The sequence below is a fragment of the Faecalibacterium sp. BIOML-A4 genome (genome assembly GCF_009679665.1).
GTDB lineage: Bacteria > Bacillota > Clostridia > Oscillospirales > Ruminococcaceae > Faecalibacterium > Faecalibacterium taiwanense.
Genome location: NZ_WKZG01000004.1, coordinates 23,952 through 48,067 on the forward strand (window position 1 = coordinate 23,952; position 24,116 = coordinate 48,067).

Genomic DNA, 24,116 nt, shown 5'->3' on the forward strand with positions numbered 1-24,116 from the left:
AGCACACAAAATCTAACTCTATTATTGTAGCACAACCGGGCAGAGCGTTCAAGCCTTATCCGCCCGGTTTTCAGCATTCTGCGCGGAAAAATGCGCTTTTTCTGCCCGTTCACAGCAACCGCAGCGCCTTGGGATAATGGTTTTTCACCCGCCCGCCGGACACCTTGCCGCCGCCCAGCGGCCAGCCGTCCACCGTCACGCAGCACCAGCCGTCAGCAGCGATGCGGGCTTCCACCTCACGGCCGGAAAGATACTCCACGCAGCGCGGGTCATCAAGGGTGAGTTCTTCGCGGTTTACGCACTGTGCGCCAAATGCCGTGAACAGATGGTGCTCCGGCACAAAGCGGCCTTTCTGCACGCTGCCCACAAATACGCCCGCCCGCAGCACATGCAGGTTCGTCTTCGGGAACGGCACCGGCAGCAGCACACCGCCGCCGTGCACCACAGCCGGGCGGTCTGCCAGCGCCGGGAAATACTGCCTGGCAAACGCGTGCCATGCTGCAAGGCTCTGGGCAGGACTTGTCTCCCCTGCCTGTGCTTCGCGGCTGCGCTTTTCACCCTGCACCGCTTCCCGGCAGGCACGGGCATTCTCGCGGCGGGCACTGCGGGCATCCGGGGTCTTGGCAGGCTTGCCGCCCTTCCCCTTGGCCTTTTTGCCCGCAGCTTCCGCTGCTGCCAGCCAGAGCTGTTCTTCGGCAGTGTACTCGCCCTCTGCGGGCAGAACGCGCGGAGTGCCAGCTTTGACGAGCCGGGCCATAAAGTGGCCCTCGCCGCCCTGACAGGGCCAGATACGGCGCACCTTGCTCACATCCAGCGGCAGGCCGCCGGTGCGGTTGGCTTCGCCCTCACTGCCAAAGGTGTAGTCCACATTTCCCAAGGCATCCGCAAGGGTGAACTCCGGGTGGCGCTGCAGGAACGCCGCCACCTGTCCCTCGTCCTCCTCGGGTGCAAAGGTGCAGGTGGAATACACCAGCTGCCCGCCCGGGGCCAGCACAGCGGCTGCACAGTCCAGAATTTCTGCACCCAGCTCAGCACACTGCTTCACCAGCGCTTCACAGTGCTGCTGACGAGCCACCGGCTCCTTGCGGAACATTCCCTCGCCGGAACAGGGCGCGTCCACCAGCACCCGGTCAAAAAATTCCGGCAGCGCATCCGCAATGCGGGCAGGTGCTTCGTTCAGCACCACCGCATTGGACACGCCCATGCGTTCCAGATTGCTTTTCAGGATATCCGCACGAGCTGCAACGTATTCGTTGCTCACCAGCACACCCCGGCCCTGCAGCGCCGCCGCCAGCTGGCTGCTTTTGCCGCCGGGCGCGGCGCACATGTCCAGCACACGCATCCCGGGCTGCACGCCCAGCAGCGGTGCCGCCGAGGACGCAGACGGCTCCTGCGAGTAGAACACGCCCGCATGGTGGTACGGATGCCGCCCGGGCCGGAATTTCAAATCATCCGGCTGATGCACCACGAATGCCGCCTTGCAAAAGGGCGATGCTTCCAGTGGGAAATCGACTTTTGCGGCAAACTGCTCCGGTGAGCTGCGCAGGGCCGACACCGTTACGCCGCGCTCCGCCGTTTCCTGCGGGGCTGCATACAGGACATCGAACCGGTCTCCCAGCAGAGCGCGCTCCCGCTGTTCAAAATATTCCATGGGCATTCTGCATTCCTCCTGTGGGATGTATAAAGCCGCCGTCCGCGGCCAAACTAGGTCTTGTGAGGGGCACACCGCCCCGCACGGAAAACCGAAAGGAGATCATTCACTATGGCAACCGAAAACCGCAGCAATAACTGCAAGAATCAGACCTCGAACCGCACGTCCAACCAGACCACCAACAGCGCCACCAACGAGCACAAGCACCCCAACCAGTACACCAAGGGTGCCGACGATGAGAGCGCCAAGAACTCCACGAGCAGCCGTTCCAGCAACGCCAAAAACAGCCGCTAACGCTGCCCTTCGCGCCTGATGGACCACGGGCGCGAACCTCTGATCTTTCTCAAATCGCAAAGCCCGCTGCCCTCCGGCACTGTTTTCCAGTGCGGAAAGCAGCGGGCTTTCGCGTTTTTATTTTTCGTTGGGGTCGAACTGCTGCCACAGTGTTTCAAACAGCTCGTGCACACGGCCCAGCTGACCGTTCAGATACAGCCAGCCCAGCAGGCACTCGAAGCCGGTGGAAGCACGGTATTCCTCCGGGGAAGCGTGCTTTGCCACGCTGGCCTTGCTGGCGTTGCGGCCCCGCTTGAACACGGCCAGTTCGTCCTCAGTGAACAGCGGCTCCAGCAGCTGTTCCTCCCGGAACTGTGCCCGGGCCGAGACATATTTGACCTTTTCTGCGTTGAGCTTTCCGGCAGACAGGCGGTGATGCTCCACCAGACGCTGTCTCACCAGCAGTTCCAGCACGCTGTCGCCCACAAAGGCCAGCGCCAACGGGCTGAGCTCCCGCGGGTCGATTTTTTCAGGTTCGTTCATAAATATTCTCCAACCCTCTCAGACTCGCATCCGCTCGCCAGCTCCCCCGAAAGGGGGAGCTTTTATTGCACGTACTTTTTAGATGCGTGAAACCTCGCCCTTCGGGAGAGGTGGCAGCGCGGCAGCGTTGACGGAGAGGGTTCTTCTTTAGAAGATATAATCGAACTGGTAATCGCCAATGAGAATGGTGTCGTTCTCCTGCACGCCCTTTGCCACCAGAGCGTCCAGAATGCCGCTCTCGCCCAGCTGACGCTGGAAGAACTGCAGGCTTTCGTAGTCGTCCACATTGCTGCCGGCCAGAATGTATTCCAGCCACGGGGCTTCCACGCTCCATACATGGGCTTCCATGCGCTTGATCTCAAACGCACGGTCGTTGGCCTTGGGTTCGGGCTTCTTGTACTCGGGAGCAAACACCGGCACCGGCGGGATATCTTTCAGGCGGTTATACACGAGGCCCGGCAATTCCTTCACGCCCTGCATCGTAGCGGCAGAGATGGGCACAAAGGTCAAGCCCTTGCCCTCCACATACTTGCGGAAAGCTTCGATCTGCTCCTCGGTGGCCAGATCACACTTGTTGCCCACAACGATCTGCGGGCGCTCAGCCAGCACAGGGCTGAACTTTGCCAGCTCCTCGTTGATCTTTTCAAAATCTTCAATGGGTTCACGGCACTCGCTGCCAGAAACATCCACCACATGCAGCAGCAGGCGGCAGCGCTCCACATGGCGCAGGAAGTCATGTCCCAGACCGATGCCCTCGCTGGCACCCTCGATCAGGCCGGGGATGTCAGCGCAGACAAAGCTTGCGCCCTCCGCCACGGACACAACGCCCAGCGTGGGCACCAGCGTGGTGAAGTGGTAGTTTGCGATCTTAGGCTTGGCTGCGCTGATGGTGGAAATGAGGGTGGACTTACCCACATTGGGGAAGCCGATCAGACCCACATCGGCGATCAGCTTCAGCTCCAGCGTCACCTGAATGTCTTCGCCGGGCATACCGGGCTTTGCAAACTTGGGGATCTGTCGGGTGGGAGTGGCAAAATGCGCATTGCCGTAGCCGCCGCGGCCACCCTTTGCAATGGTGACTGGGGTGTGGTCGGACAGGTCCGCAATGACAAGGCCGCTCTCGGCGTCCTTGATGACGGTGCCCAGCGGCACCTTGATGACAAGGTTCTCCGCGTTTTTGCCGTGGCACAGGCTTGCACCGCCCTTGCCACCCTCCGGGGCCACATACTTGCGCTTATAGCGGAAATCCATCAGGGTGGTCAGGTGATCGTCCACCACAAAGATGATATCGCCGCCGCGGCCGCCGTCGCCGCCGTCCGGGCCGCCAGCGGCCACGAATTTTTCACGGTGAAAGCTCACCGCACCGTCGCCGCCCTTGCCCGCGTGGAGCCATATCGTGGCGATGTCGATAAAGTTGGTTTGTGCTGCCATACAGCCCCTCCTTAGTTTCTACCTCTATTCAGCTCGCCCCTTCGGGGGAGCTGGACGCGCCAAAGCGCGGCCTGAGAGGGTTCTTTCATCAAAAAGAGCCGGGCCACGAGGGTCCGGCTCTCTACGTTTTGCAGTTATCCGAAAGAAGTTACTGCTTGACGCTGCACTTCTTGCCGTCTTTACCCACGCGCTCGAAACGGACGGTACCGTCCACCAGAGCAAACAGGGTGTCATCGCTGCCCTTGCCAACGTTCTCACCCGGCATGATGTGGGTGCCACGCTGACGAACCAGGATGTTGCCGGCCAGAACGAACTGACCGTCTGCACGCTTGGTGCCCAGACGCTGTGCTGCGGAATCGCGGCCGTTCTTGGTGCTGCCTACGCCCTTTTTATGTGCCATTGTAATTTACCTCCTTAGCCGTTGATCGCAGTGATCTCAACCTTGGTGAAGGGCTGACGATGGCCCATACGGCGAGCACTGTGCTTCTTTGCGCGATAGGTGATGATGTTCAGCTTCTTGCCCTTGCCATTCTTGATGACCTTGGCAGTAACGGTAGCACCCTCAACAACGGGAGCGCCAACCTTCACAGAACCCTCCTCGCCAATAGCGAGAACCTGATCAAACTTCACTTCGGAGTCGGCCTCAACGTCCAGCTTTTCGATGTAGACGATGTCGCCCTGCTCCACGCGGTACTGCTTACCGCCGGTAACAATGATTGCGTACATTTTGTTCATTCCTTTTCGTTGTACTCGCTGGTCGTAAAGGCAGGCCCTTACACTGGGCCATTTCAGGCGCCCACACCACGCGGCTAGAATATTATAGCAAAAAAGCGATGGAAATGCAAGAGGAATTTTCCTCTTTCCGAAGAATTTTTTATTGTTTCGCCTTTCCGCTTTCCGCGATGGTGCGTTTTACTTCGGCATTATACGCTTCGGTGCGCTCCACGAAGAGCTTACGCGGGCTGGAGGCCAGCAGTTCAGTATCTGTATCCGTCATCAGACCGATAACAGCTTTTTCTTTGCTCAGCTTATTGACTGCGGCTTTGTTGTCCGCCGTCATTGCCAGCTTTACCATCAGGGGCTTGTCCTTGAACTTGTGGGTGAAGTAAATTTCCGCAGCCACACCGACTACCACAGCGATACCTGCCACCAGCTGGGATGCCCGCAGACCAATGGAGGGCACCAGCATCAGACTGTCGGTGCGCAGGGCTTCGATCCAGAAGCGGCCCGCGCCGTACCAGATCATATACCGCAGGGCAATGTCACCGTTGAACTTGCGCTTTTTAATATAACGGAACAGCAGGAGAAAGCCCACGAAGCACCAGATGCTTTCGTACAGGAAGGTGGGATGCACCGGCAGATTCGGGTCAATGGTCACGCCGCTCTGGGCCGTGACTGTGCTGCCCATCAGGTAAGCGCGGGTCGTTTCGCTGAACATGCCCCACGGCAGGGTGGTGTTGCAGCCGAAGGCCTCCTGATTGAAGAAGTTGCCCCAGCGGCCGCAGCCCTGTCCCAGCAGAAAACCCATAGCGGTCAGGTCGAACATGGGCAGCACCGGCACGCCCCGCCGTTTGCAGGCCAAGCCACCGAACAGAAAGCCGCCGATGATGCCACCGTAGATGGCAAGGCCGCCATCCCGAATGGCGATCATCTCCCAGATGCTTTCGTATTTAAAGGGTGCCATGGCCACATAGTAAGCGCGGGCGCTGACAATGCCCAGCACGATGCCAATCAAGATCACGTCCACCATGCTGTCCGGGTCCACGCCGAACTCGATGCTGTGGCGGAACGCAAATACCAGCGCCAGACAGATGCCAAAGGCAATGCACACGCCATACCAGTAAATATTGAACCCGCCAATGGAAAGGGCCACGCGGTTGATCTCAAAGCTCAGGCCCAGCCCCGGGAACTGCACCAGATTTGTCATTCTGCTTCCTCCTCGTTCTCGGCCAGCGGCGCAGTGCCATCTGGCAGAATATCCATCACAGCCATGCGGTCGGTGCTGAGGATGTGCTGCAGCGCAGCGTCCGCATCCTCGGCAGTCAGCCCTGCCAGCATGGTGATCTGCTGCGCCACCGTCTGGCCGGAGAGGGCAAAGTCTGCCATCTGGCTGGCCGAGTCCTCCACATTTTCCAGGTTTTCGATCAGCTGGCCGTACTTTTCGTTCTTGCACAGGGTAAAGATCTCCCTGTCCACACCTGCGGCACGGATGCGGGCGATCTCGTCCAGCAGCAGCTTCCGCACGGTATCCGGTGCATCGCTTTCGCCGGTGAACAGGATGCAGCAGCAGCCGTCCACCCGCAGCACTTCCCCGCCAAAGCCGGGGTTCACAAGGCCCCCGTCGTACAGACGGCGGTACAGCGGCGACATGCCGCCTGTGATGCAGCTCAGGATCAGATCATACAGCGCTTCAGTGCGCAGATCGTTCGGGGGCAACGGCTTCTCCTTGAAGCCCACGCCGAAGCAGGGCTTGGACACCGGCATTTTCAGGGTCTTATGGGCTGCCGCCAGCGTCATGGGTTCCGGCTTCCACAGCCGTTGCACTCTTTCGGTGCTGCGCGGTTTCATCAGGCCGTGGCGCTCACAGGCAGCCAGGATCTGCTCCATGGTAGTGTTTCCGGCAGCCGCCAGCACCATATTGCCCGGTGCATAGAAGGCTTTGCAGCTGTCGTAAAGCATCTCCGGCGTGATCTCAGCAATGCTCTCCACCGTGCCCGCGATATCGCTGCGGATGGGATGCTCGTGGTACAAGCACTCGAACAGGCCGGTGATGAGCCGCCAGTCCGGGCTGTCATCGTACATTTTGATCTCCTGCCCGATGATGCCCTGCTCCTTGGCGATGGTCTGCTCGGTAAAGTACGGATGAGTCACCATGCCCAGCAGCACATCCAAGCTTTCGTCCAGCTGCTGGGTCGCAGTGAACAGGTAGCAGGTGCGGTCAAAGCTGGTAAATGCGTTGGCATTGGCACCAGTCTTGGCATACTTTGCAAAGGCATCGCCGTCCTGATCTTCAAACATCTTGTGCTCGAGGAAGTGTGCCACGCCTGCAGGCAGATGCACCTCTTTGCCGTCCAGCCGGAAATCCCGGTCAATGGAGCCAAAGCGGGTAGCAAAAATGACATGAGTGCTGGAATAGCCCGGCATGGGCCGCACGATAACGGTCAGTCCGGAGGGCAGGGTCTGCCACTGGTCAGCCACGGTCTTTTCCAGCAGGGTCTGGTTATTCTGCGGCATGAGCGGCCACCTCCTTTGTGAGCAGATAGCTGACCGAGAGGGTCAGTTTGCGCAGGATGGCGCGCACGTCGTCCTTGGTCACAGCCTGCAGAGCGGCGCGGGCTTCGGCGGGTGTCTGCACCTTGGCTGGGTCGCCGCCGCGCAGCACTTCAATGTAATACCATGTCTCGATGCCGCCCAAGGTATCCTCTACCCCCTGCATCCCGCTCAGCAGACCCCGACGGCAGTCCTCAAATTCATCGTCGGTGATGGGGCCATCGCACAGGTCGGCCAGTTCCTTCAAGATGGCCTGCTCTGCCCGGGCTGCGTCGGCGTGCTCCACGCCGCTGTTCACAGCCATGCTTCCGGTAAAGCTCTGGAACGAGGACGAGCAGTAGTAGCACAGGTGGTCACGCTCGCGCACATTCAGGAACAGGCGGCTGGTCACACTGCCGCCGTACAGCGCCATGGCAAGGCGCACAGCAGCCAGCTGTTCGGTGCGCATGGGTTCGCCCAGCGTGAACAGCATACAGAGCTTCGCCTGCACCATATCATAGGTTTCGGTTTTGTGCACCGGCTCCCGGCGGGGCATGGCAATGTTTTCCGCCAGCGGCAGCGGTGCGCGGTCAATTGCCGCAAGCTCTGCCAGCAGTGCATCCTTTACCGCAGCGGTCTGCTCTGCCGTGCAGCCCAGCACGATCAGTTCAATGTTGGCGGTGCGCAGCATCTCGTAATAGGCTGCGGTAAGCTGTTCCGGTGTCAGGCCTTCCACCTCTTCCAAATAGCCCTCCTGCCGCACACCCGCCGGGCTGTCGCCAAAGAATTCCCGGTTGGCCTGATGCAGGCAGTAAAGGCGCTTATCGTTGATCTCATCTTCCAGCGCCTTTTTCAGCATCTGCTTTTCAATGCCCACGGCTTCCGGATCAAAAGTGCCGCCCACAAAATACGGGTGAAAGGCCGCACCCAGTGCAATGGATGCATATTCCCTTGTAAGGGTCTCCCCTTCCAGCGCAAACTGATCCTTGATGCCGGTAACACTAACACACAGGTTGTGGCTGCAGCCCATGGGCCGGGCATCCACTGTGAGGTCTGCACCGTAGAGCTTGGCCAGCTTTTTGGTCAGGCGGGTCATATCCGGGCAGTCGGCATAGCCGCGCTCCAGCACCAGCGGCAGCAGCGCATGTGCTGTGGCCGTTTCCCGCTTTGCCGGAAAGGCAAAGTGGACGCTGATGCGGCAGCGGTTGAATTTTTCCGCCGGGTCACAGGAAAGATGCACACCCGGCGCAATGAGAGTACGTTCCAATTTGTTCCTCCGCCCTGCTTTCACAGGGAGCTTTTATTTTTATGATGCCTTCTGCAAGGCAAGAAATTCTTCCAGACTCAGGCCGCTGGCACGGATGGCAAGGGCATTTTCAACGCCCACATACCGCCAGTGCCACGGCTCAAACACCACGCCGGTAGCAGCCTGCCTGTCCTGCGGATAGCGCAGGATAAAGCCGTATTCGGCGGCGTAGGCGGTGAGCCACTCATAGGCGCGGGTCGTATCAAAGCCGGTATCACGGGTCGGGTAGTCCGTACTGAGGATATCCGCCGCATAGCCGGTGCCGTGATCATTGCATTCCGCAGGCGGCTGGATATCTGCCGCAAGGCTGGCGGCTTCTTCCTCGGTTTTGCCCTTTTCCAGATACTGCTGCTTCTGCGTCTCATAGGCCGCGCTGCGGGCATCTGCGTCCTGATAGCCTGCCGTCAGCACCAGTGCAACGCCGTCCTCGGCCGCAGCCGCAGCCATTTTCTGGTAGGCTGCAGCTGCTTCGGCTTCCAGTTGGATACCGCTGGCTTCATCGGCATCGGCAAGGGCCGGAGAGGGTTCCTCGGCAAAAGGCAGATTGGTGTTTACCAGCACAAAGCGCTCATCGTCAGCATCAAAGCTGTAGCCGGTGCCATCGTAGCTGGCCGCGTCAAAGCTCTGCGGCCCTGCAAGCATGGCGTTCACCTTTGGCAGCAGCCAGAGGATGCCTTTGGTCATAAGCGCCACAATGACGGCGCAGACGAGAATGAGAATGGCCCAGTTGCGGGCCAGACGCAGCCGCTTGCGGCGCTTCCACTGAGCGCGGGTCAGGCGGGGCTTTGCAGCATTTCTATCAGTCGGTTCCATGGTGCGTTGCAGCTCCTTTTGCAGAATTTGCAGCGCACTGCGCCGCACAGATACAGTGTATATTATACACCCCTTTGCATTTTGTGTAAACGCCGGAAGTGTAAAATAAGTATGACCGAAAAAACTCCTTCCGTCTGCTCGCACGCTCGCATCCACCTCCCTCAATGAGGGAGGCTCTGGCGAAACAGAAAAGTTTCCCGCTCTGCCAAAGGCCCCCTCTCAGAGGGGGCTGTCGCCGCAGGCGACTGGAGGAGTTTTCCACGCAAAAATGCCGCACCACCTAAAAGGCGATGCGGCATTCCTATATTTTTATTTAATCAAACAGCATATCGTGGATCGCAGAAACAGCCTTGTCGGCATCGTCGCGGTTGATGATGCAGGAGATCTTGATCTCGCTGGTGGAGATCATCTTGATGTTGATGTTGTTGTTGGACAGTGCCTCAAACATCTTGGAAGCAACGCCGCTGTGGCTCTGCATACCGGCACCCACAATGGAGACCTTGGCGCAGGTGGTGTCCACGCTCACATCGTTGAAGTGTGCGCTCTCCTTCAGCACGCGCATGGCCAGATCGGCTTCGCCCTCAGAGCAGGTAAAGCTGATATCCTTCTTGCCGTCACGGCCGGTGGACTGCAGGATGATGTCCACGTTGATGTTCTTCTGGGCCAGCAGACCGAAGATCTTGAAGCTCATGCCCGGCTCATCGGGAACGTTCAGAATCGTGATAACAGCAACATCAGTGTCCTTTGCGACACCCTTGATCAGCATACCTTCCATGTCTTTTGTAACCTCCTTGACCACCGTACCGGGCACGGGATTCAGGCTGGAGAGCACCTCCAGCTCCACATTATACTTTTTGGCCAGCTCCACGCTGCGGTTGTTCAGCACCTGTGCACCCAGAGATGCCAGCTCCAGCATCTCGTCAAAGGTGATCTCATCCAGCTTGCGGGTGTTGCGCACCTTGCGCGGGTCGGCCGTGTAAACGCCTTCCACATCGGTAAAGATCTGGCAGCGGTCTGCGTGCAGGGCTGCTGCAATGGCAACAGCGCTGGTGTCGGAGCCGCCGCGGCCCAGAGTGGTGATGTCATCCATCTTGTTCAGGCCCTGGAAGCCTGCCACAACGACCACACGGTTGCGCTCCAGCTCAGAAGAGATGCGCTCTGTCTCCAAGCGGGTGATGCGCGCCTTGGTATAGGCGCGGTCGGTGCGGAAGCCAGCCTGCCAGCCGGTCAGGCTGATGGCATGGCAGCCCAGCTCATTCAGTGCCATGGCCAGCAGCGAAATGCTGATCTGCTCGCCGCTAGCCAGCAGCATATCCATTTCACGGGCCGAAGGGTTGTGGGTGATCTCCCCAGCCTTGGCGATCAGGTCATCGGTGGTATCGCCCTGAGCGGACACCACCACAACTACGTCATTGCCCGCGTTGTGGGTGTTTGCCACAATGCGTGCCACGTTGAAGATACGGTCACGGTCCTTCACCGAAGAACCGCCGAACTTCTGTACGATCAACGCCATATCTTGTCACTCTCCTCTTTTTGTCCCTTTGTCAAAAGGGGGTACACCGGGCGGAAGCGGTCAGCAGCGCCTTGCACTTTCCTTACCCATTTATCATTCCACCGTTGCGCCGGTGTTATCGGCATCCAAACGCAGCAATGTAAATGCTTCACATCCGTCCAGACCTTCCAGCAGCTCCAGACCCTTTTCCAGCTTGGAATAGAACTTTTCGGCCTCCGCCTTTTCCGCTACGGCCATCACGGTGCTGCCCGCACCGGAAACGTAAACAGCCTTTGCACCACACAGGCGTGCCATATCGAACACTTCCTTGGAGCCGGGCATCAGCGGCATACGGTAGGGCTGGTGCAGCTTATCCTCGGTGGCAATGGCCAGCAGATCATGTCTGCCCTCGCAGAAGGCGGCGGGCACCAGCGCAGCGCGCGAAAGGTTATATACCGCGTCCTTGTGGGAGACTTCTTTGGGCAGGGCCGCACGAGCGGCTTCCGTCAGCAGCTTGTAGTCCGGCACGATGGCGGCAAAGCACAGCGTTTCATCCACATTGCGCTTGACCGAGTACACCTTGCCATCCTCGAACACGCTGCTGGTCAGGCCGCCCAGAAGAGCCGGGGCCACGTTATCGGGGTGGCCCTCGATGGAGGTAGCCAGCGTGAGCAGCTCCTGCGTGTTGAGCACATCGCCCAGCATCCGGTTTGCACCCAGCAGTCCCGCAATGATGCAGGCCGAGGAAGAACCAAGGCCGCGCGCCATGGGGATGGGATTCGTCTGGGTGATCTTGAGGGGCGGGATCTGCTTGCCCACCTTCTCAAACAGCCCCTTTGCCGAACGGTACACGAGGTTCGATTCACCGCGCGGGATGCGGGTACCGTCCGCAGACGAGATATCCAGCACTTCGCTCTCTTCAAAGGTGACCGTATTATACAGCGTCACCGCCAGACCCAGCGCATCAAAGCCGGAGCCGATGTTTGCACTGGTGGCCGGGACAGAAACCTTGATCTTCATAGCCGCCGCACCTTTCCTTATTCCGTTATCAGTTTTCTTCCGGCAGACGCTTGAGCACCAGCTTCACGCTGCCGCCCACGGCTTCCACCTTGCGGGCTGCTTCGGCCAGTGCCTTTTCGTCGGCTCGCTCCACAAAGTAAGCGCAGCCTTCGTAGCGTTCGTCCACCACCCTGCCATAGCCGTAGATGGCTTCCACCACCGCCGGAGCAATGCCTGCTACACGCACATAATATGCAGCAGGAGCCGGGTCGGTGAGCATTCCCTCCACCGGCTCAGCAGGCTGCCAGAACAGGCTGTCGTGCACCTTGGAGCCATGCTTCAGGGCATCCACAACGTCGGCCACCACGGCGCTGGCGGTGGGCAGCTTGCCTGCGCCCTTGCCGTAGAACACCACGTCGCCCAGCATATCACCCTTGACCAGCACTGCATTGAACACATCGTCCACGCTGGCCAGCTGGTTTGCCTTGGGCACCAGACACGGCTCCACACCGGCAGCCACGCTGCCGTCCTTGCCGCGCTTCATCCATGCGATCAGCTTGATCACACAGCCCAGCTTTTCCGCCGCTTCCACATCTGCCGTGGTAATGGCACGGATGCCGCGGGTAGGAATGTTCTGGGGGTAGATCTGATGGCCGCACACCAGCGAGGACAGAATGGCGATCTTGCGGCAGGCATCACGGCCGTCCACATCGTCGCTGGGGTCCTTCGTCTCGGCGTAGCCCAGCTCTTGCGCGATCTTCAGCGCATCGTCAAAGCCCAGATTTTCGCGCACCATCTTGGTGAGCATGAAGTTGGTGGTGCCATTCACGATGCCCTCCACCTCGGTGATGACGTTTGCCGCCAGACACTGGTGCATCGGGGTAATGATGGGCGTACCGCCGCCCACAGAAGCCTCGAACAGGAAGGCACAGCCGTGCTCTTTGGCAAGGCCCAGCAGCTCTGCGCCGTAGGTGGCCACCATCTCCTTGTTGGAGGTGCATACGCTGCGGCCGCTCTCAAGGCAGGCCTTTACATACGGATACGCAAAGCGGGTGCCGCCGATGGTCTCCACCACCACCTTGATCTCCGGGTCTTCCAGAATGGTATCGAAGTTCTTTATAAACAGGTGTGCATCCGGATGGTTTGAAAAATCCTTCGGGTCAAGGATGTACTTGACCTCCACCGGCTCACCTGCACGGCGGGAGACACCCGCAGCGTTGCGGCACAGTACCTCGTACACGCCGCTGCCCACCGTGCCAAAGCCCAGAATTGCAATTTTAGCCATTGTTGTTCTCCCTCGTTTTCTGAAGACTGCTTACAGATTGTACCCGCAGTGCACGCCTACCACCATACGCTGACGCGAAAGTTTTTCGGTCAGCTCTTCGGGAGTCATCTGCATGGTATCGGTGCGGATGGTGACTGCCACCAGTGCGGCACCGTTTTCCGGTGTGGACTGGTTGATGGTCACAATGCTTGCACCTGCGGCGCTGATGCCGGCCAGCAGGCTCTGCAGTGCACCGGTCTCGTCCCGCAGAGTAGCCATGACGGTGATCACCTCACGGCCATTCTCGGAGTCAAAAATGCAGTCCTTATACTTATAAAAAGCGCTGCGCGAAAGATCGACTGCGCGGGTAGCAGCGGAAATGCTGCGTGCCTCCCCGCTGGCCAGAAGTTCCTTGGCACGCACCACCTTGAGAAAAACCTCAGGCAGCACCTGCGCATCTACCAGATAAAAGCGGCGTTCCAACTTGTTCACCTCACAAACACAAGTGTTCTTGCAGTGAATATAATAGCATCCGGCCCCCTGCAATGCAAGAGGTCGGATGCGTTTTTGTCAGATTATCCAGTTTTGCTGCGGCAAGCGCGGTATTTCCTTGCCGGATTCACTCCGCGCCGGTGCCGATAGTACGCCTTTTGTCCTTCATATGGCTACAGATCAGTCTGTATCCTGATTACCTGTATCCGCAGGAATGACAGCCTGCTCCGGTGCCGTAGTCTCCGCAGGTGCAGCCGCTGCAGGAGCTGCTGCATGGGAGTAGTTGCAGGTACCAGGCAGATCATCGGCGCGGTAGTAGCCCACGGCGGTGCTGGGGCAGGAGCCGCCTGCCAGCAGGCCGCTCTGGGTGCAGTAGCGGCGCTCCACCACACCGGCAGAGGTCGGGAATGCCTTATACGGCAGGTTTGCCTGCACCTGTTCCATCAGGGCCTTCCACGCCATAACACAGGTACGGGTCTTGGCCTGCTGCTTACCCAGCGTCTTGGTCATATCATAGGGTGCATCGTAGCCCCACCACACGGCGGTAACGTAGTACGGCGTGCCGCCCACGAACCACAAATCCTTTTCGTCGCTGGCGGTACCGGTCTTGCCAAAGGCTTCCATGCCGTTGGAGTTGGGGTAGCGGCCGCCGGCGGTACCCACGCTGGAGTACAGCACGTTCTTCAGCAGGCGGTTCATCACATAAGCGGTATCCGGGGTCAGGGCCTGATAGCTGGTGGAGTTGTTCTCCAGATAGATATTGCCATCACGGTCCAGCACGCGGGTATACAGGTGCGGGGTGGTGTACTGGCCATCGTAGAAGATCTGGAACGCAGCTGCCAGCGCCGTGGGCGTAACGCCATGGGTCTGACTGCCCATGACCATCTGCGCCAGACCCACATCGTTTACCGGGTCCAGCGTGTTCAGCTGCAGGGTGTTGTACACAAAATTGAAGATGTTGCTTGCGCCCACCAGATCACCCACACGCACCGCAATGGTGTTCAGCGAGCGGGCCAGACCGTTCCACAGCGGCACATCACTGTTGTCGCCGTAGTTGCCGCCATAGTTGCGGGGCCAGCTGCGCCATGCGTTGGGATAAGCGCGCAGCTGCTTGTCGGAAAGGCCCATCAGGCCGTTCTTGCGGCAGTAATCCTCATCGCGGATCACCATATCCTGCTTCTGATACAAGGGCGAGTTGTTGAGCATGGTGGACCAGTTCACCAGACCATACTCTACACCCAGTGCATACGCACCGATAGGCTTGATGGTAGAACCCGTCTGACGAGTGACACTGTAGGCACGGTTCAGCGAGAGGCTCTTGTTCTTTTCGCCCAGACCACCCACAATGGCGATCACATTGCCGTCATAGTCCAGCGTGACCATGGCTGCCTGAGTACGCACATTGCGGTAATAGTAAACGGTACCGTCGTCGCCGGTGCGGGTCTTGGGCGTACCGTCCTCGTTCATCACCTGTACATCGTCGTCCGAGATGGAGGTCACCTCTTCCTCATGCCAGCCGGCCGGGAAGTAGGCATCATCCGTGTTGAGCATCAGGTTTTCCATGGCGGACTGCGCCTTGGTGTTCACAGTCGACTCAACGGTAAAGCCGCCGGTGTACAGCAGCTTCTGTGCCTCGGATTCCGAAATGTTTTCCTTGTCCATGATGTCCTGCACCAGCTCGGTGAACAGTGCATCGGTAAAGTAAGAGGTAACGGAAGAATTCTTCTTGGTATCCTCTTCCTCGGCCAGTACCAGCGGCTGGGCCGCTGCGTTGCGGTAGTCCTCTTCGCTGATCACGCCCTGCTGCCACATGTTGTACATGAGGAAGTTACGGCGGTTGATCAGGTTTTCGGGGTTGGTGTAGGGGTTATAGTTGGTGGGGTTTTTGGTGATGGACGCAATGGTCGCACACTCCCACAGTGTCAGCTGGCTGACATCCTTATTAAAGTATTCGTTGGCCGCAGTCTGCACGCCCTGAATGGTGCCGGTAAAGCTGATGGTGTTCAGGTACGCTTCCAGAATGGTCTCCTTGGAATAGCTGCGGCTCAGGCAGAGGGCGCGGTAGATCTCGCGCAGCTTGCGCAGTGCGCCTTCAATGCCGCTGGCGCTCTTGTCGTCGGTCAGGTTCTTGATCAGCTGCTGCTCCAGCGTGGATGCGCCCTGCTTGGAGCTGTAGATGGGCAGCAGGTATTCGTTGACCATTGCGCCGATGGTGCGCTTGAAGTTGACGCCGGGCTCGTTGTAAAAGTCCTTATCCTCAGTGCAGATGAACGCATACTGCAGGTTCGTGGGGATCTGCTCCAGATCCGCCCACACACGGTGGCTGTTGGAAGAGCGCAGCGTGGCATACTCCACCTGTGCACCGGTGTCCGGGTCGGTAGCCATCACCACACTGGACTGGCTCAGCTCAATGTTGTCCAGATCCAGCAGGTCGCCGTCGTTGGCGGTAGCCTGCACCACGTAATATACAGCACCCACTGCCACCAGACTGCCTGCCATGATGCCCAGACAAATCAATGTAGCAATGGTTCGGCCAATGAAGCGCAGAATGGGATGTCTGCCCTTTTCACGGGGTTCCTTTGGTTCTTTGGGTTCCCGGCCGCGTCTGGGTCCCAGCTGGGACTCCCGGCGGCTGTTGCTCACATTTACCTTCCGCCCCGCCGGTGCCGGGGAATGCCCCTCACCGGCACGGTTGATCTTTCTCATATCGGAGATAGAAATCGCCTCCTAACATTCAGGCTGCTTTTTCAGCGCCATGCGCTGGTACTTTTCCATCAAAGCGCACAGAACTGCACGCAATACCATATTATAGCACGTGCACAGAACGCGGGCAAGAACCAATCTTCGGCCCTGATAGGTCTAATCATCTGTAGTATAACACAATCTGTCGGACAAAGTACAGCATTCCCGTGTGAAAATTGACTGTGCCCCCCTGTTTTGGGGCATACTTCAGCCGGAAAGGAGCGTGTTTCTCCATGCGCAAACTGTGCACCTGCCTGTTCTATGGGCTGTGCGTATTCACCATCGTGTTCAGCCTGTTCTGGATGGCCCTGCCCAAGCTCAGCCTTCCGGTGCCCGACCCCGGCAGCGAAGCACCGCCTTCCTCCGCAGCAGACCTTGCCGCACAGGCCATGCCGGAGCTTGCTGCCCAGAGCTACCGCCTGTGCGACAAAGGCGGGCGCGTGGCCGTTTACCGCTGCGGCACCAATGGCCAGCCGGATGTGCTTGTCACCGTCACCGGCATCTACACCAATCTTCTGCCGGAGAACGATGCCGTGCGCATCAAGCGCGGTGTGACCGTGTACAGCGAACGGGAACTGGACCTGCTGCTGGAAGATCTGGGCGGTTGAGTGCAGAATGCTCAATTTTTATCTACTTTTACTGATTATTTTTATTGACATCCCGATGTGAAAATTATATAATGATAATAGAAGTAAAGTTTCTTAACCACCCGCAGCGATCATAAAAGGAAGTGCTTCCTCATGTCAGAACAGATCACCCTCCATTACCAGTGCCGTCTTTGCGGCAAGCAGCTGGACCGCGGTATCCACCTCGGCCCGCCCAGCCCCGGCACCTGCAGCAAAGCCGCCAAGGTGGACGGCTTTCACGGGCCGCACCGCTGGGTCATTGTCTCTTTGCCCAAAAGTGCTTGATTTTTAACGCAAAAAAACCTCCGGGAAAATGCAGGGGCTTCATAAAACAGTATTTGCAAAAGTTCCCGCAATGGGGCAGATTTGGCGTGACTTCGGTCACGCCTTTTCTTTTGCTTCCAGTTCATCCAGAGGGATATACCCCAGCCCATCATACTTAATATGGATGTGCTGCACCCGCTTTCCGCTGGACTTATCCGGGGCATCCACATAGATGGCCGACACCAGTTCACGGAGAGCATAAGGGGTGAGTTCTTCAATATGAACGTACTTGTGCGCTTTCTGGACGAACTTCTCAATATTCTCAATCTGCTGTTCCTGTACTTCGATTTCCTGCTGGATAGAGAGGGCTTCCTCTTCCAGATGCTTCTGTTCGGCATCGTAGCTTTGGCTCATCATGTCAAAGCGTTCATCGCTCAGCTTTCCGCTGGCGTTATCCTCGTAGATTTTCATGAACAGCCGTTTGAGGTCTGCAATCCGCTTCTCATTCCGGGCAAGCTGCTTCTTTAGGACGGTCAGCTTTTCGGTGCTTTCCACCCGAAGCTGTTCCTCCATGACCTTGCGGAAGTAGTCCTCATGGCAAAGGATGTAGTCCGTCACCCGCTGGACATGATTCAGCACTTGGCCTTCCAGAACTTTTACCCGGATGAAGTGCCCTCTGCATTTACTTCTGTTCTTCTTGTGCAGAGCGCAGTCAAAGAAGTCTTGGTTAAAGTCCCTGTTATTGGATGAACCATACTGCATCTTGGAACCGCAGTCAGCACAATAGACCATGCCGGAAAAGATGCTGCTCTTGCCCGTTCGTGTCATGCGGTGACGCTGGCTGCGAATCTCTTGAACCTTTTCAAACACATCATCGTCAATAATGCGCTCGTGGGTATTCGGGAAGACAGCCTGATTCTCCACAGGATTCAGCCGTTGCTTCTTGTCCCAGATGGAGTTGGTGTAGGTCTTGAAGTTGACCGTGCAGCCTGTGTACTCCCGACGTTCCAGAATGCCCACAACGGTGCTATCCTTCCACGCATAGGGGTCTTCGGAGATAGCAGCCGCTGCTCTTCCGTGGCTCTGCTTGTAGGCACTCACGGTGAGCACCTTGTCCTCTTGCAGTTGCTTAGCGATTTGGGAAGGCCCACGGCCTTCCATGCACATGGAGAAGATGCGCTTCACGACCGCAGCCGCTTCTGGGTCAACAAGCCAATGCTTCGGGTTCTCCGGGTCTTTTACATAACCGTACGGCACATTGACCGTCAGCGGCACACCACGCTCTCCCTTGGCCTTCTGAACAGCCCGAATCTTGCGGCTGGTGTCACGGGCATAAAACTCGTTGAACCAGTTCTTAATGCCCGCAAAATCGTTGTTTACGCTGTTCGGGTCAATGGTGTCGTAGTTGTCGTTAATGGCAATGTAGCGAACGCCATACTGGGGAAAGGTGAAGTTGGTGTACAGACCCGTCAGGGCAGAGTTGCGCCCCAGTCGGGACAGGTCTTTCGTGATAACGATTCCTACACGCCCTGCTTCGATCTCGACCAACATACTCTGAAAGCCGGGACGGTCGTAGTTCGTGCCGGAATAGCCATCATCTACAAAGAACACCGGGTTCGGGAAGTGGTTCTTCTTGGCGTATTCCAGAAGGATAGTCTTCTGGTTCTCAATGGACAGGCTTTCGCCGAGCCGCTCGTCCTCCTGCGACAGTCGGCAGTAAAGTGCGGTGATTTTATTCGTTGCTCCAGACATTGTTGTGTCCTCCTTACTCTGTGGAGCAACTGTCAGTGCAGGATTGGTTACCGGGTCAAGTATAGCAGAATTGGGCGCAGTTGTCATTCGTCTGCACCCTCATCTTCAAATTTTTGCTGGGCGTTCTTGGCAACAATACGCTCCAGCTTCTTCAAAAAGGACTCCTTGCCCTCATAGCTGCCGGTCACGGTGTAGGTGGTATGTCCGACTTTCTCCGTGGTGGTCAGTTCAGGAATCCAGAACGCGGACAGGTTCTTGACATGGAGATTACCGTTCTCATCCACATAGGAGCCGTGCTTCTTCTGATCTTCGGTCAAGGACTGCCGCTTGAAATAGATTTCATTTTCGGAGATGCTCACGGTCTCACTGGTCTGCTCCTTCGGGGTATCGTCATACAGCTGAGCGAAAAATGCCAGTGCATCTTCGGGTGGGTCTTCCTCCATGAGCTGCTCGAAAACTCGCTGTTCCTCTGCCGAGAGGTTGTTCCATGCGGCTTCCAACTCCTGCTCGCTGGCTGCGTTGACAAAGGCTTCGATTTCTTTTTTCATGGTGCATCCTCCTTTGGCTGCGAAAAGCGGATTTTCAAAAAGTGCGGGTTTTCGTGAGAGCAAGAATCGTCCCGTGGCCACAAATTTTCAATTCTTGAAAATTCTTGCCCCCTTGGGACAGCTTCTTGTTGGGGCGTGCCTGCCCCAAACCCTGCTGGGTGATTTCATTCTTGGTGGTTGCTATATTGCTTATATGCCTTTTCAAATCCTGATTTGTTATATATGATAAATTTATAACATTCTCCGTCTTTCATGGAAATTGCTGCAACAGGAACGACCATCTGACTCCATGAAAGCTCCCTTATCTCGTTCATGGGCAATACAAGGTTGCGATACAGTGGACTGACTGTGAGCTTTTGAGTTGAATATGTAATGCTCTGTTCATCAATGTACAAACCACCGCCAATGATTCCATTACGGCATAAGCTACACACAAAAGTTTTTCCCATAATATTACCGCCTCCTATTAGTTGATGGTTGGTTAAGTTGAGTATATCATATTGATTTCCAGAAGAACACCCCTATATAGGAGATTTTAGCCGTTTTACTGCGTACGTGCGTACGAGAGATTGGTACGCACGTACGCAGCGATTTGCCCGAAGCGCACCCTATACAGCCGTTTCCCCCTCGGAGAGCCCACTACACTTTGCAGACCGCAGGGATGAAAGTGTCATAGTGGGTTATTACACTTCCGCAGAAGCGCCTTTTCCTCGCCGCAAACAGCCGGGGTGCACTTTTGTGGAGCTCTTCTGTGCGGCGAATCCACATCGCCCACAGGCGATGTGAGCAGGGATTCCAAAGAGGGCGCAGCACCCTTGGCACACGACTTTGGTACAAAGTCTAGTGTGTTACACCTTGATAGAGGTGTACAGAATCCCGATATGCAAAAAGCCCCATGCCCAACACCTTAACGGTGCGGACATGGGACTTGATGCTTCCTCGGCCTAGCCGGGTACTCGTAACCAATCCTGACAGGCAGTTGCCATGTCATTTCTCGAAAACTGTTTTACGAACACCCAGCTAAGCGTCCCGGAGGTTTTTCTTAGTTTCAGGCTTCCATTTCTTCCAGCGGAGCAAGGTAGGTCTTGCGGCACTCCTCGTATTCCAGCATGTAGTCCTTGGTGGGGTTGTGGTGCATGATGCTCTTGAGGGTGTGGGAGTCGTAGTCCTCGCCGGCATCCATGCCGATCAGGCGGGCAGCAACGTTGGAGCAGTGATCCGAGATGCGCTCTGCATTGTTCAGCACATCCAGGAACACGACACCCGTATCAATGGAGCACACACCGTCCTTCAGGCGCAGGATGTGCTGGTCGCGCAGGCGCTCCGCCATCACATCGATCACTTCCTCCAGCGGTTCCACCTGAGCCGCCAGACGCATATCGCTGTTTTCAAAGGCATCGTTGGTCAGGTTCAGGATGCGGTTCAGCGCATTCTCCAGCAGCTGCAGCTCCTTGGTGGCGCTTTCACTGAAGGACGCTTCCTTTTCCTGCAGTTCTTCTGCCTTTTCCATAATGTTCACCGCATAGTCGCCGATGCGCTCGAACTCGGTAACAAAATTCAGTAGTTCGGTCACAGTGTGGCTCTCATCATCGCCCAGCTCCTGATCGGTCATCTTGATCAGATAGTTGGAGATTGCCACCTCCATGCGGTCGATCAGGTTTTCACGCACCCGGATGGCGCTGACGGTATCCTCGTCCATCTTCAGCAGCAGCGGTGCAGCCAGATTCACATTGCGGGCAGCACGGCGGGACATCTTGATCACAGCGCTCTTAGCCTGCTGCAGGGCCACAGCCGGGCTTTTGAACAGGCGCTCGTCCAGCACCGGCATGCTCAGCTCCTGTGCTTCCTCGGCGCTGTCCGGCACAGTGAGCAGTGCCAGCTTGGACAGCACACCACTGCACGGCAGGAACAGCAGCATGGCGCACACGCTGGAAAGGGTGTGGATGTTTGCAATGGAGCTTTTGTTCATCACATCGTGCCACATGGGGATGCCAACGGTAAACTGCACCGCATACACCAGCGCCAGCAGGATCACGCTGCCAATGATGTTGAAGTACAGATGGATCAGTGCAGCGCGCTTGCCGTCCTTGGAGGAGCCGCCAATGGTGAGCAGCGGCGTAAAGGCCGTGCCGATGTGTGCGCCCAGAATAATGGGGATGGCAGAGCTGAAGGTGACCAGACCCGTGCTGGACAGTGCCTGCAGGATACCCACCGATGCCGAGGAGGACTGGATGATCACCGTGACCACCACGCCCACCAGAATGCCCAGAACGGGATTCGTCATGGTAACGAACAGATTCTGGAACACGGCGTTCTCACGCAGAGGAGCCACACCGGTGTCCATCAGGCTCATGCCGGTAAACAGGATGCCGAAGCCCAGCATGATCTGGCCGATGTTCTTCCTTTTAGCGCTGCGCAGAAACACATAAAAAATGCAGCCGATAAACGCCACCACGGGCGCAAAGGTCTTGGGCTGGATCAGTGTCAGCCAGAGACTGTCACCGGAGATATCCGCCATGCGGATCAGCTGGCCGGTAACAGTGGTACCAATGTTTGCACCCATAATGACACCTACCGACTGCGTAAGGGTCATGATGCCGGAGTTTACCAGACCGACACAAATAACGACCGTGCCGGCCGAGGACTGGATGACACCCGTGATGAGGGTGCCAAAAATAACGCCCTTGAGCGTTGAGGAGGTCAGCTTTTGCAGCACGCCCTGCATTTTGCCGCCGGCCAGTTTTTCCAGACCAGCGCCCATAATGGACATGCCGTACAGAAACAGCGCAATTCCACCCAACAGAGAGGTAATGTGTGTGATATCCATAACGATACTCCTAAAAATGATCTTCCTTTTGATCCTTGTACATCTGCCCTGCCCGCACACCGGGCCTGCTTGATCCGGCAGATGCTGCGGCCTGCCGCTCTGCTGCACAGAACGGCGCACAATGACCGCGCTTGGATCTATTATATCATTTTTTATCCTGTCACAACAAGGTTTATTTTACAAGAAAATCACTTTTTCTACACATTTTTCCGTCTCTTAATGAATTCGTGCTCTTTCCTTTTCAATTATTTTACATCAATTTTACATTTGCACCGAAGTCCCTGTCTGTTTGCGGGCGCTTACTCTGCCAGTTCTTCCATTGCTTCCCGCACCGTATCGGCCGAAAACAGGAACACTCCGCTGCCGGTGTATACTTCCACATGGCTTCCAACATAACGCAGTTCAAAATCTTTCATCCGTGTTCCCTCCTGTATCTCGTTTTTTGCAGCTTTTCAGAACGTTTTTGTTCCATGGCTGTATTATCGCACACAGCAGGTACCATAAATCGGATTTTCAACGCATTTTACAGACAAAAAGCCGCCCGGCTTCAGATGCGGAACCGGGCGGCTGGCTACCTATTTATATCGTTCAATGCACAGCGGCATATTCCGAGATGCGCTGCTCATGGGCCTGCTGCTCTGTGCGGGCCTTCTCATAGCAGTAACGGATGATCGCCTGCCTGCGCACGATGCCAATGAAGATGCCGCGGTCATCCACAACCGGCACAAAGTTCTGGTTCATGGCCGCTTCGATCAACTGATCCATGCTGGTGGTCACGGTGACAGCCTTGTAGTCGCGCTTGTGCGGGAAGGCCGAAATGGGGACATCCTCAGCCGCTTCCAGATCCAGACCATGGAACTTTTTCAGCCCCCAGAGAATGTCGCCCTCGGTCAGGGTGCCCACATATTTTCCCTGCCGGTTGAGCACCGGAATGGACGCGTAGCGGTTATTCTCCCACTTTTCCAGCGTCTGCCGAAGGGTGAAATCGTCGTAAACATACATCAGATCCTGCTTGGGTGAAAGGAAAAACAGAATATTCATGACAACAGCTCCTAAACATTGTTCCACGCGCCGTGCGCAAAAAATAACGCAGTTCATCCGCACAAGCGGGACCCTGCGCCGCAGTCCCTATCCTTGTTTCTATTTTAGCACTTTTTCATAGTCGGATAAAGAGTTATCGCCCACCTTTTATATTTTTTTAACAGATTGTTTGCTTTCTTTCGTCATACTTTCGGTTTTGATAAAAAACAATCAGCGTCCGTTATGCTATCACCTTCCCGGTGCGAAGCCGCCCGAACCATGCTGTCAATGCAGAAACCTGCGCAAAAAGTTGATATACCAGCATTTTGCGCTGTACAAGCGCGCCCCAAAGTTGTATAATAATGTGGGTGTTTCTCGGCGCAGTATGTGTATCTGTCCGCCGCTGCGCCCCAGACCTTGAATGTGTTTTATGAAAATAACATAAAGGAGCAGAGCGACTATGATCACTTCCCGTTTCCCTCTGGGGGATGTCAGCTTTACGTCCGGGTATTTTGCTACTCTGGTAGGTGAAGCAGCCAAACAGTGTTACGGTGTTGCCGCAATGGCACCCCGTGATATGACCGATGCCGTCAGAAGCATGGTGCACGGTTCTGATTACCCGGAAAAGGGTGTCCGTGTCACGCAGGAGGATGGTCGTCTGGTGATCGAACTGCACATTGCAGTGAGCTATGGCCTGAACATTTCTACCGCCGCACGCAGCATCTCTCATCGCGTCAAGGACGAGGTGGAGCAGGCTACCGGCCTGAAGGTTGCCCGCGTTGTGGTTTCGGTAGACGATGTGATCGCCTGATTTTTGTTGGTTC

23 protein-coding genes are annotated in these 24,116 nt (G+C 56.8%); 4 read left to right on the forward strand and 19 right to left on the reverse strand.

All coding sequences use genetic code 11. The features are described from left to right. Nucleotides 1–109 precede the first annotated feature (109 nt). On the reverse strand, nt 110–1,657 hold the full coding sequence (locus GKG34_RS03825) for an RsmB/NOP family class I SAM-dependent RNA methyltransferase (protein WP_154255638.1): 1,548 nt from the start codon (nt 1,655–1,657) through the stop codon (nt 110–112). Nucleotides 1,658–1,762: 105 nt separating this feature from the next. Between GKG34_RS03825 and GKG34_RS03830 the strand changes: the two genes are divergently transcribed. Then, nucleotides 1,763–1,945 carry a hypothetical protein gene (locus GKG34_RS03830; protein WP_097775376.1) on the forward strand — a complete coding sequence of 61 codons (183 nt, stop codon included), beginning with the start codon at nt 1,763–1,765 and terminating at the stop codon, nt 1,943–1,945. A gap of 117 nt (nt 1,946–2,062) precedes the next feature. Here GKG34_RS03830 and GKG34_RS03835 read toward each other — a convergent pair whose 3' ends face one another. From GKG34_RS03835 to GKG34_RS03895, 13 genes are all read right to left on the reverse strand, one after another. Continuing rightward, nucleotides 2,063–2,467, reverse strand: coding sequence for a ribonuclease III domain-containing protein (locus tag GKG34_RS03835; RefSeq protein ID WP_005945912.1), 405 nt, complete (start codon nt 2,465–2,467; stop codon nt 2,063–2,065). 147 nt (nt 2,468–2,614) lie between these two features. After that, nucleotides 2,615–3,898 (reverse strand): GTPase ObgE, encoded by a 1,284-nt coding sequence (obgE, locus tag GKG34_RS03840; RefSeq protein ID WP_005945910.1) that lies wholly within the window; start codon nt 3,896–3,898, stop codon nt 2,615–2,617. 148 nt (nt 3,899–4,046) lie between these two features. After that, nucleotides 4,047–4,298 carry a 50S ribosomal protein L27 gene (rpmA, locus tag GKG34_RS03845; RefSeq protein ID WP_005945908.1) on the reverse strand — a complete coding sequence of 84 codons (252 nt, stop codon included), beginning with the start codon at nt 4,296–4,298 and terminating at the stop codon, nt 4,047–4,049. A gap of 14 nt (nt 4,299–4,312) precedes the next feature. Continuing rightward, entirely contained in the window at nt 4,313–4,624 is a 312-nt protein-coding gene (gene rplU / locus GKG34_RS03850; protein WP_044954216.1) for a 50S ribosomal protein L21, read from the reverse strand. Between the two features lie 148 nt (nt 4,625–4,772). Beyond that, entirely contained in the window at nt 4,773–5,825 is a 1,053-nt protein-coding gene (lgt, locus tag GKG34_RS03855; protein WP_154255639.1) for a prolipoprotein diacylglyceryl transferase, read from the reverse strand. Further along, nucleotides 5,822–7,132 (reverse strand): pitrilysin family protein, encoded by a 1,311-nt coding sequence (locus GKG34_RS03860; protein ID WP_154255640.1) that lies wholly within the window; start codon nt 7,130–7,132, stop codon nt 5,822–5,824. The genes lgt and GKG34_RS03860 overlap by 4 nt, the downstream gene beginning before the upstream one ends. Next, complete coding sequence (locus GKG34_RS03865) at nt 7,119–8,414, reverse strand: insulinase family protein (RefSeq protein ID WP_044954215.1); 1,296 nt, start codon at nt 8,412–8,414, stop codon at nt 7,119–7,121. Before GKG34_RS03865 ends, GKG34_RS03860 begins: the two co-directional genes overlap by 14 nt. A gap of 39 nt (nt 8,415–8,453) precedes the next feature. After that, nucleotides 8,454–9,266 (reverse strand): M15 family metallopeptidase, encoded by an 813-nt coding sequence (locus GKG34_RS03870; RefSeq protein ID WP_044954214.1) that lies wholly within the window; start codon nt 9,264–9,266, stop codon nt 8,454–8,456. Between the two features lie 313 nt (nt 9,267–9,579). Further along, entirely contained in the window at nt 9,580–10,779 is a 1,200-nt protein-coding gene (locus GKG34_RS03875) for an aspartate kinase (RefSeq protein WP_005945897.1), read from the reverse strand. A gap of 93 nt (nt 10,780–10,872) precedes the next feature. Continuing rightward, a complete protein-coding gene (gene thrB, locus GKG34_RS03880; protein ID WP_005945895.1) occupies nt 10,873–11,778 on the reverse strand; it encodes a homoserine kinase in 906 nt (301 codons plus the stop codon). Nucleotides 11,779–11,806: 28 nt separating this feature from the next. Next, entirely contained in the window at nt 11,807–13,042 is a 1,236-nt protein-coding gene (locus tag GKG34_RS03885; RefSeq protein WP_005945893.1) for a homoserine dehydrogenase, read from the reverse strand. Between the two features lie 30 nt (nt 13,043–13,072). After that, nucleotides 13,073–13,513, reverse strand: coding sequence for an ACT domain-containing protein (locus tag GKG34_RS03890; protein ID WP_005945891.1), 441 nt, complete (start codon nt 13,511–13,513; stop codon nt 13,073–13,075). A 180-nt stretch (nt 13,514–13,693) separates the two neighbouring features. Next, complete coding sequence (locus GKG34_RS03895; RefSeq protein WP_154255642.1) at nt 13,694–16,219, reverse strand: transglycosylase domain-containing protein; 2,526 nt, start codon at nt 16,217–16,219, stop codon at nt 13,694–13,696. A gap of 269 nt (nt 16,220–16,488) precedes the next feature. Between GKG34_RS03895 and GKG34_RS03900 the strand changes: the two genes are divergently transcribed. Then, nucleotides 16,489–16,863: a hypothetical protein gene (locus tag GKG34_RS03900; RefSeq protein ID WP_097775368.1), complete on the forward strand. Its 375-nt coding sequence runs from the start codon at nt 16,489–16,491 to the stop codon at nt 16,861–16,863. A gap of 132 nt (nt 16,864–16,995) precedes the next feature. Continuing rightward, nucleotides 16,996–17,166, forward strand: a complete 171-nt coding sequence (locus tag GKG34_RS03905) for a hypothetical protein (protein WP_154255643.1) — start codon at nt 16,996–16,998, stop codon at nt 17,164–17,166. A 96-nt stretch (nt 17,167–17,262) separates the two neighbouring features. On the opposite strand, the gene GKG34_RS03910 is transcribed toward GKG34_RS03905, so the two are convergent. The 5 genes from GKG34_RS03910 to GKG34_RS03930 all read right to left on the reverse strand — a co-directional run bounded on the left by GKG34_RS03910 (nt 17,263) and on the right by GKG34_RS03930 (nt 23,313). Then, nucleotides 17,263–18,897 (reverse strand): recombinase family protein, encoded by a 1,635-nt coding sequence (locus GKG34_RS03910; RefSeq protein WP_243139203.1) that lies wholly within the window; start codon nt 18,895–18,897, stop codon nt 17,263–17,265. Nucleotides 18,898–18,980: 83 nt separating this feature from the next. After that, nucleotides 18,981–19,445: a hypothetical protein gene (locus GKG34_RS03915; RefSeq protein WP_113993388.1), complete on the reverse strand. Its 465-nt coding sequence runs from the start codon at nt 19,443–19,445 to the stop codon at nt 18,981–18,983. A gap of 164 nt (nt 19,446–19,609) precedes the next feature. Beyond that, nucleotides 19,610–19,894, reverse strand: a complete 285-nt coding sequence (locus GKG34_RS03920) for a hypothetical protein (protein ID WP_015538118.1) — start codon at nt 19,892–19,894, stop codon at nt 19,610–19,612. Between the two features lie 599 nt (nt 19,895–20,493). Then, on the reverse strand, nt 20,494–22,272 hold the full coding sequence (locus GKG34_RS03925; protein ID WP_154255645.1) for a Na/Pi cotransporter family protein: 1,779 nt from the start codon (nt 22,270–22,272) through the stop codon (nt 20,494–20,496). 588 nt (nt 22,273–22,860) lie between these two features. Next, nucleotides 22,861–23,313 (reverse strand): CBS domain-containing protein, encoded by a 453-nt coding sequence (locus GKG34_RS03930; protein ID WP_005945878.1) that lies wholly within the window; start codon nt 23,311–23,313, stop codon nt 22,861–22,863. 439 nt (nt 23,314–23,752) lie between these two features. Here GKG34_RS03930 and GKG34_RS03935 point away from each other — a divergent pair, with 439 nt between their 5' ends. Beyond that, a complete protein-coding gene (locus GKG34_RS03935; protein WP_005945874.1) occupies nt 23,753–24,103 on the forward strand; it encodes an Asp23/Gls24 family envelope stress response protein in 351 nt (116 codons plus the stop codon). Nucleotides 24,104–24,116: the final 13 nt, after the last annotated feature.

What these genes read in the sequence shown, in the direction of transcription:
- GKG34_RS03825 (WP_154255638.1), bottom strand. Translation starts at nt 1,657, where the DNA reads ATGCCCATGGAATATTTTGAACAGCGGGAGCGCGCTCTGCTGGGAGAC.
- GKG34_RS03830 (WP_097775376.1), top strand. Translation starts at nt 1,763, where the DNA reads ATGGCAACCGAAAACCGCAGCAATAACTGCAAGAATCAGACCTCGAAC.
- GKG34_RS03835 (WP_005945912.1), bottom strand. Translation starts at nt 2,467, where the DNA reads ATGAACGAACCTGAAAAAATCGACCCGCGGGAGCTCAGCCCGTTGGCG.
- obgE (WP_005945910.1), bottom strand. Translation starts at nt 3,898, where the DNA reads ATGGCAGCACAAACCAACTTTATCGACATCGCCACGATATGGCTCCAC.
- rpmA (WP_005945908.1), bottom strand. Translation starts at nt 4,298, where the DNA reads ATGGCACATAAAAAGGGCGTAGGCAGCACCAAGAACGGCCGCGATTCC.
- rplU (WP_044954216.1), bottom strand. Translation starts at nt 4,624, where the DNA reads ATGTACGCAATCATTGTTACCGGCGGTAAGCAGTACCGCGTGGAGCAG.
- lgt (WP_154255639.1), bottom strand. Translation starts at nt 5,825, where the DNA reads ATGACAAATCTGGTGCAGTTCCCGGGGCTGGGCCTGAGCTTTGAGATC.
- GKG34_RS03860 (WP_154255640.1), bottom strand. Translation starts at nt 7,132, where the DNA reads ATGCCGCAGAATAACCAGACCCTGCTGGAAAAGACCGTGGCTGACCAG.
- GKG34_RS03870 (WP_044954214.1), bottom strand. Translation starts at nt 9,266, where the DNA reads ATGGAACCGACTGATAGAAATGCTGCAAAGCCCCGCCTGACCCGCGCT.
- GKG34_RS03875 (WP_005945897.1), bottom strand. Translation starts at nt 10,779, where the DNA reads ATGGCGTTGATCGTACAGAAGTTCGGCGGTTCTTCGGTGAAGGACCGT.
- thrB (WP_005945895.1), bottom strand. Translation starts at nt 11,778, where the DNA reads ATGAAGATCAAGGTTTCTGTCCCGGCCACCAGTGCAAACATCGGCTCC.
- GKG34_RS03885 (WP_005945893.1), bottom strand. Translation starts at nt 13,042, where the DNA reads ATGGCTAAAATTGCAATTCTGGGCTTTGGCACGGTGGGCAGCGGCGTG.
- GKG34_RS03895 (WP_154255642.1), bottom strand. Translation starts at nt 16,219, where the DNA reads ATGAGAAAGATCAACCGTGCCGGTGAGGGGCATTCCCCGGCACCGGCG.
- GKG34_RS03900 (WP_097775368.1), top strand. Translation starts at nt 16,489, where the DNA reads ATGCGCAAACTGTGCACCTGCCTGTTCTATGGGCTGTGCGTATTCACC.
- GKG34_RS03905 (WP_154255643.1), top strand. Translation starts at nt 16,996, where the DNA reads ATGTCAGAACAGATCACCCTCCATTACCAGTGCCGTCTTTGCGGCAAG.
- GKG34_RS03910 (WP_243139203.1), bottom strand. Translation starts at nt 18,897, where the DNA reads ATGTCTGGAGCAACGAATAAAATCACCGCACTTTACTGCCGACTGTCG.
- GKG34_RS03915 (WP_113993388.1), bottom strand. Translation starts at nt 19,445, where the DNA reads ATGAAAAAAGAAATCGAAGCCTTTGTCAACGCAGCCAGCGAGCAGGAG.
- GKG34_RS03920 (WP_015538118.1), bottom strand. Translation starts at nt 19,894, where the DNA reads ATGGGAAAAACTTTTGTGTGTAGCTTATGCCGTAATGGAATCATTGGC.
- GKG34_RS03925 (WP_154255645.1), bottom strand. Translation starts at nt 22,272, where the DNA reads ATGGATATCACACACATTACCTCTCTGTTGGGTGGAATTGCGCTGTTT.
- GKG34_RS03930 (WP_005945878.1), bottom strand. Translation starts at nt 23,313, where the DNA reads ATGAATATTCTGTTTTTCCTTTCACCCAAGCAGGATCTGATGTATGTT.
- GKG34_RS03935 (WP_005945874.1), top strand. Translation starts at nt 23,753, where the DNA reads ATGATCACTTCCCGTTTCCCTCTGGGGGATGTCAGCTTTACGTCCGGG.